A 5347-nucleotide genomic window follows, 5' to 3' on the forward strand; every position below is an offset into this window, starting at 1 on the left:
TCGGCAACCGGGGCATCGAAAAATGAGAATAGCCTGCTTAAGGTGTGGTAAGCAAGCGAAACAAAGCACCTAAGGATTTCGGTACAGGTAAGCGGTTAACCTTCCTTAATCCCTACAATTAAATAACTGCTATGCATGTAGAAAGCTTTACTTATACCATGTTTGGACGAGGGTTCGAATCCCTCCGGCTCCACACTCAAAAGCCTAACCAATTATTTCTAATTGGTTAGGCTTTATTCTTTAATAACAACAATTGGACAACACGAAAACAAAGCATCCGGTAAATAACATCCAAAATAATATTATTTACTTTTCTGATAGTTCGGTCAAAGGGATTGAGTTACCTACGTGCTTTACCTTCCCTTTTTACTATGAACCCCATCCACTTACAAAAATAGCAGCTGCCGAACTTCAATGTTATCTGGAAACCCAAACGGACCTGCATCATAATTTCGGCCTTACAAAAGATCAGCAGGGGCTGGTAATCGGAAAAATGTTTGGTGTTTTAGTGGTTCAGGACAAGGAAGGAAACTTAGGCTACCTATCAGCATTTTCGGGGAAACTGGCCGGCTCAAATGACCATCCTAAATTTGTCCCACCGGTTTTTGATATGCTTATCGAAAACAGCTTTTTTTTAAAAGAGCAAGAGACCATTCACACTATTAATCTGCAGATCAGAAAAATAGAATCGGATGATAATTACAAAAACTTAAAACAGGATCTTGAGCGTTCAAATGCCTTATCCATTCAGGAAATATCTGATCTTAAAAAACAATTAAAGATCAATAAAGCGGCCCGGAAAAAACTCAGGGAAGAACAAAAGAACAGGTTAAGTGAAGATGCTTACATCTATTTTGAAGCAGATTTGATTAAACAAAGTTTACATGATAAACATTTGCTTAATGTGTTATTGAATAAATGGGGGCAGGTTTTAAGAGAAATAAGGTCTGGGATGGAAAGATCCGAAGCCGAGATCGAAGTTCTAAAAAATGAGCGTAAGGAAAGATCTGCTGCTTTACAAAAGCAACTATTTGAACAATATGAATTCTTGAATAAAGACGGTGACAAGAAAAGTTTACAGTCTATATTTAACGACACCACTTTTGGAAAGCCACCTTCGGCTGCCGGAGAGTGCGCGACGCCCAAATTATTACAATATGCTTTTTTGAACGGATACAAGCCAGTTGCAATGGCAGAATTTTGGTGGGGTGCTTCCCCAAAGTCCGAGATCAGGAAACACAAACAATTTTATCCGGCCTGCACAGGAAAGTGCAAACCCATCCTTAAACATATGCTTGAAGGGATCACTTTAGATGAAGACCCACTTCTAAAAAACCCGGGAGAAAACCGCGAACTTACGATTATTTACGAGGATGACGCTTTTGTAATAGTTAATAAACCCGCCGAATTACTTTCTGTTCCGGGTATCCACATCCAGGATTCGGTTTATACACGGCTTAAATCAGCATTTGTAAATATTGAACCTTTGATGATTCACCGGCTAGATATGTCAACCTCCGGATTGTTGGTTGTAGCAAAAACAAAAGAAGCACATAAGTCTATTCAAAGGCAATTTCTTAAACGAACTGTAAACAAACGTTACACTGCCTTGATTTCTAAAGTGATGGTCCCAGCAGCGGAAGGCGAGATCGTACTCCCATTGCGTGGCGACTTACATAACAGGCCAAGGCAACTGGTATGTTCTGAATTCGGAAAAAAAAGTATAACCAAGTGGAAAGTTATTACAGCTAATGAAACAACCACTAAAGTTCATTTTTGGCCACTAACCGGGCGTACCCATCAATTGCGCGTCCATTCGGCTCACGAGGAGGGGCTTAATGCACCTATTGTTGGAGATGACCTGTATGGTACCGTTTCTGAAAGATTATATCTCCACGCTTCTTATCTTGAGTTTGTACACCCCATAACTAAAGAAAAACTTAGTTTTGAAGTTGCAGAGGATTTTTAAATGATAAAAAAGAATGACCAGATATTAGAAGTAGATCTTGCTCTATTTATTAAGATCACTCAATAACGTTAAAAGCGATATTAGGTATCCGACTTGTATCCCTCCCGCTTCACTAAGGCAGCTTAATACTTCAATTCCAACAAATAGGGCAAGTAAATGATGACGGCGCATACAACTGCGAAAAAACATATTATAAGCACAGCTCCAGCAGCCAAATCTTTTACCTGGCCAATCAATGGGTCTTGTTCTTTAGTAACCCGGTCCGCTAACTTTTCAATGGCTGTATTGAAGATCTCTGCCATCCATGCCAGGCCAATCAGCATCAGCGTAATGAGCCACTCTGTCTGATTGACTTTCAGCAGGCTGTTTACCACGAAGACGGCAATAGCAGCGGCAAGATGAAAGATCATGTTATGTTCGAATCTAAATGCTAACCATATTCCACGAATGGAGTATTGATAGCTGGTCAGGTGTTTCTTGATTCTGTTCATGCTCTTTCGATATTTTATGCTATTTTAAAACATGTGATAGATAAACAATGCAATAAGTGGCGAGACAAACTATCGTTTTTGTATTCAGCGAAGCTAAAATATTCTGCTTGTCAGACTTATCACTAAAAAAGCAGCTACCTAATATCCAAAATAAAACAGAAAATCCCATGTCCATAAAGTCAAATCGTCCATTGGTAATATGAACGAACTGAAGTATTTCCAATGTAAAACTAAATATAAGTGGAATAAATATGCAGTCAATCCGCCAGTTATTTAGCCTAATATAATACGGTTTTGAAGTAAGCGTAATGCAAAATACCCATAGCCCCTCAGGTAAAGAATAAATCACAATATCGTTCAATGGTAATACCTTAACGATATGTGCCTTTAACATTGTGTATGTCTCGAATGAAATCATACGAATGAAGATCTCGTTCACGACTGTCCTGCCTGTCCGATAAAATAAATAAATAAACAAGCTTATGAACAACGATACGCAAATAAAAATATACTTCCTCCTCACTTTTTCTGGTAAATCAAAAGTTTAAAATATGATGTTAAGCCAAAATGAACTTCTTTTAGAAGCCTAAACTTCTTGATCGTGGTTATCTCATCGATGTAAAAAACTGACTTAAAGTGAAATATTTTTGAAATGGTCATAAATGAACGATCAACATATTTAAGCCAGTTATTGGGCTAAAGTGATTAAGAATAAAAACTTGTCCTTGCGGTTTTAATACCCTTAATACTTCTTCCAATAATTGCTCTGGATTATCTACTACGGCAATAACATGCGAGAGAACAACGTAATCAAATTCTTCATCATAAAACAAAAGTGACTTACCATCCATTTTAAAAACCTTGATATTTCCACAACATTTTTTCCGGGCTATTTCAAGCATTGCTGCAGAAGTATCGATACCAACTATCTTATGCTTTTTATAAAGTTGGAAATGAGCACCGTTACCAACACCGATCTCAAGCAAATTCCCATCAGGCAACCTATTGATCTCGTTAAATAAAACTTTCTTTTGTGGTTTGAGAAAGACATCCACCAACGGATATAAGAATGAGAATTTATTGTAAAAGTGATCCGTTTGTTTACTCATCTTAAATCATCTAAATTATACTAACGTCACTTAATGAATTGGAGACTACGTTCCAGTTTGGCAACTGTCGCTGTAATCATATATAAGGCAAAAATAATAATTTACTTTTTATTTCAAAGTACTTTGATGTTATAATTTTATACAACAAAACATACCCAACCGGATAGTTGATTTAGAGTAACAAAAAAAGGCACCCTATTATGGTGCCTTTTTATACTGTTCTTAGGATATATGATCAACTTATACCTCAAAAGAGAGAATCAAAAGTGACTCATGGCTATGAACCTATTATAAATCAAACCTGTCCAGGTTCATCACTTTATTCCAGGTGGCTACAAAGTCTTTTACAAACTTGTCTTGTGCATCTGTGCTTGCATACACTTCAGCAACAGCCCTCAGTTCGGAGTTAGACCCAAACACCAGATCGGCCCGGGTACCTGTCCACTTTATCTCACCGGTAGCACGGTCGCTGCCTTCATAAAGCTCCTTGGTGTCAGCCACCGCTTTCCAGGCAGTGCGCATATCAAGCAGGTTTACAAAGAAATCGTTAGTTAGCTGGCCCGGGCGAGATGTGAAAACGCCATGCTTAGATCCATCAAAATTTGTATTTAATACGCGCAGGCCACCTACCAACACCGCCAACTCCGGCGCTGTCAATGTGAGCAACTGGGCCTTATCTATCAGCAACTCTTCGGTAGCTACCGGGATTTTTGATTTGCGGTAATTACGAAAACCATCGGCAGCAGGCTCCAAATAGCCAAATGATTCCACATCGGTCTGCTCCTGTGCGGCATCCATACGACCGGGCGTGAACGGAACCGTAATAACATGACCTGCATCCTTAGCCGCTTTTTCAACACCCGCGCAACCCGCCAGTACGATCAGATCTGCCAGCGAAACTTTTTTACCACTCCCCTGCGCACCATTAAATTCTTGCTGAACCCCTTCCAGTACGTTTAACACCTTTTGCAGCTGCGCCGGGTTGTTTACCTGCCAGTATCTTTGCGGGGCTAAACGAATGCGGGCACCATTGGCGCCACCGCGTTTATCAGAACCACGGAAGGTAGAAGCTGAAGCCCACGCTGTAGAAACCAGTTCCGACACGCTTAAGCCAGCTGCTAATACTTTTGCTTTGAGGGCAGCAATATCACTCTCCCCTATCAACACATGGTCAACTGTGGGGATAGGGTCCTGCCAAAGCAGTTCTTCTTGTGGTACATCGGGTCCCAGGTAACGTTCGCGGGGTCCCATATCACGGTGTGTTAATTTGAACCATGCACGTGCGAAAGCATCTGCAAATGCTTCATGATCTTCTAAAAAGCGCCTCGATATTTTTTCGTAAGCCGGGTCAAGCTTTAAAGAAAGATCGGTAGTAAGCATGGTTGGCAGATGCTTTTTAGAACTATCGTACGCATCGGGAATGATAGCTTCTGCATTTTTAGCTACCCACTGATGTGCGCCGCCCGGGCTTTTAGAAAGTTCCCACTCAAAGCCAAACAAATTCTCCAAAAAATTATTGCTCCATTGGGTTGGCGTTTTTGTCCATGTTACTTCCAGCCCGCTGGTAATGGTATCAGCGCCTTTACCGGAGCCATAACTATTGCGCCAGCCAAAGCCCTGCATTTCAACATCAACAGCCTCGGGTTCTTTGCCTACATTGTCTGAAGGAGCTGCACCATGGGTTTTGCCAAAGCTGTGGCCACCGGCTATCAGGGCAACTGTTTCCTCATCGTTCATGGCCATGCGGCCAAAGGTTTCGCGAATGTCCCTGGCTGCCA

Annotated in this window: 4 protein-coding genes and 1 other RNA gene; 2 read left to right on the forward strand and 3 right to left on the reverse strand. The window is 40.8% G+C overall.

From position 1 onward, the window contains the following. Both ssrA and JWQ85_RS16420 read left to right on the forward strand, forming a co-directional pair. Positions 1–196: a transfer-messenger RNA gene (gene ssrA / locus JWQ85_RS16415) on the forward strand; the annotation flags it as partial. A gap of 57 nt (positions 197–253) precedes the next feature. Next, positions 254–1969 carry an RluA family pseudouridine synthase gene (locus tag JWQ85_RS16420; RefSeq protein ID WP_299469906.1) on the forward strand — a complete coding sequence of 572 codons (1716 nt, stop codon included), beginning with the start codon at positions 254–256 and terminating at the stop codon, positions 1967–1969. A 122-nt stretch (positions 1970–2091) separates the two neighbouring features. Here the strand turns inward: JWQ85_RS16420 and JWQ85_RS16425 are convergent, their stop codons facing one another. The 3 genes from JWQ85_RS16425 to katG all read right to left on the reverse strand — a co-directional run. Then, the gene (locus JWQ85_RS16425) at positions 2092–2460 is read right to left on the reverse strand and encodes a diacylglycerol kinase family protein (protein ID WP_299469908.1); all 369 of its coding nucleotides are present in this window, start codon (positions 2458–2460) and stop codon (positions 2092–2094) included. 656 nt (positions 2461–3116) lie between these two features. Beyond that, the gene (locus JWQ85_RS16430; protein ID WP_299469910.1) at positions 3117–3569 is read right to left on the reverse strand and encodes a class I SAM-dependent methyltransferase; all 453 of its coding nucleotides are present in this window, start codon (positions 3567–3569) and stop codon (positions 3117–3119) included. Positions 3570–3857: 288 nt separating this feature from the next. Next, a partial coding sequence (gene katG, locus JWQ85_RS16435) for a catalase/peroxidase HPI (protein WP_299469912.1) occupies positions 3858–5347 on the reverse strand: 1490 nt, incomplete at its 5' end.

The organism is Mucilaginibacter sp. (genome assembly GCF_028288105.1).
GTDB lineage: Bacteria > Bacteroidota > Bacteroidia > Sphingobacteriales > Sphingobacteriaceae > Mucilaginibacter.

Excerpts from the sequence above, each read along its gene's own strand:
- JWQ85_RS16430 (WP_299469910.1), bottom strand. The coding sequence starts at position 3,569 with ATGAGTAAACAAACGGATCACTTTTACAATAAATTCTCATTCTTATAT.
- JWQ85_RS16425 (WP_299469908.1), bottom strand. The coding sequence starts at position 2,460 with ATGAACAGAATCAAGAAACACCTGACCAGCTATCAATACTCCATTCGT.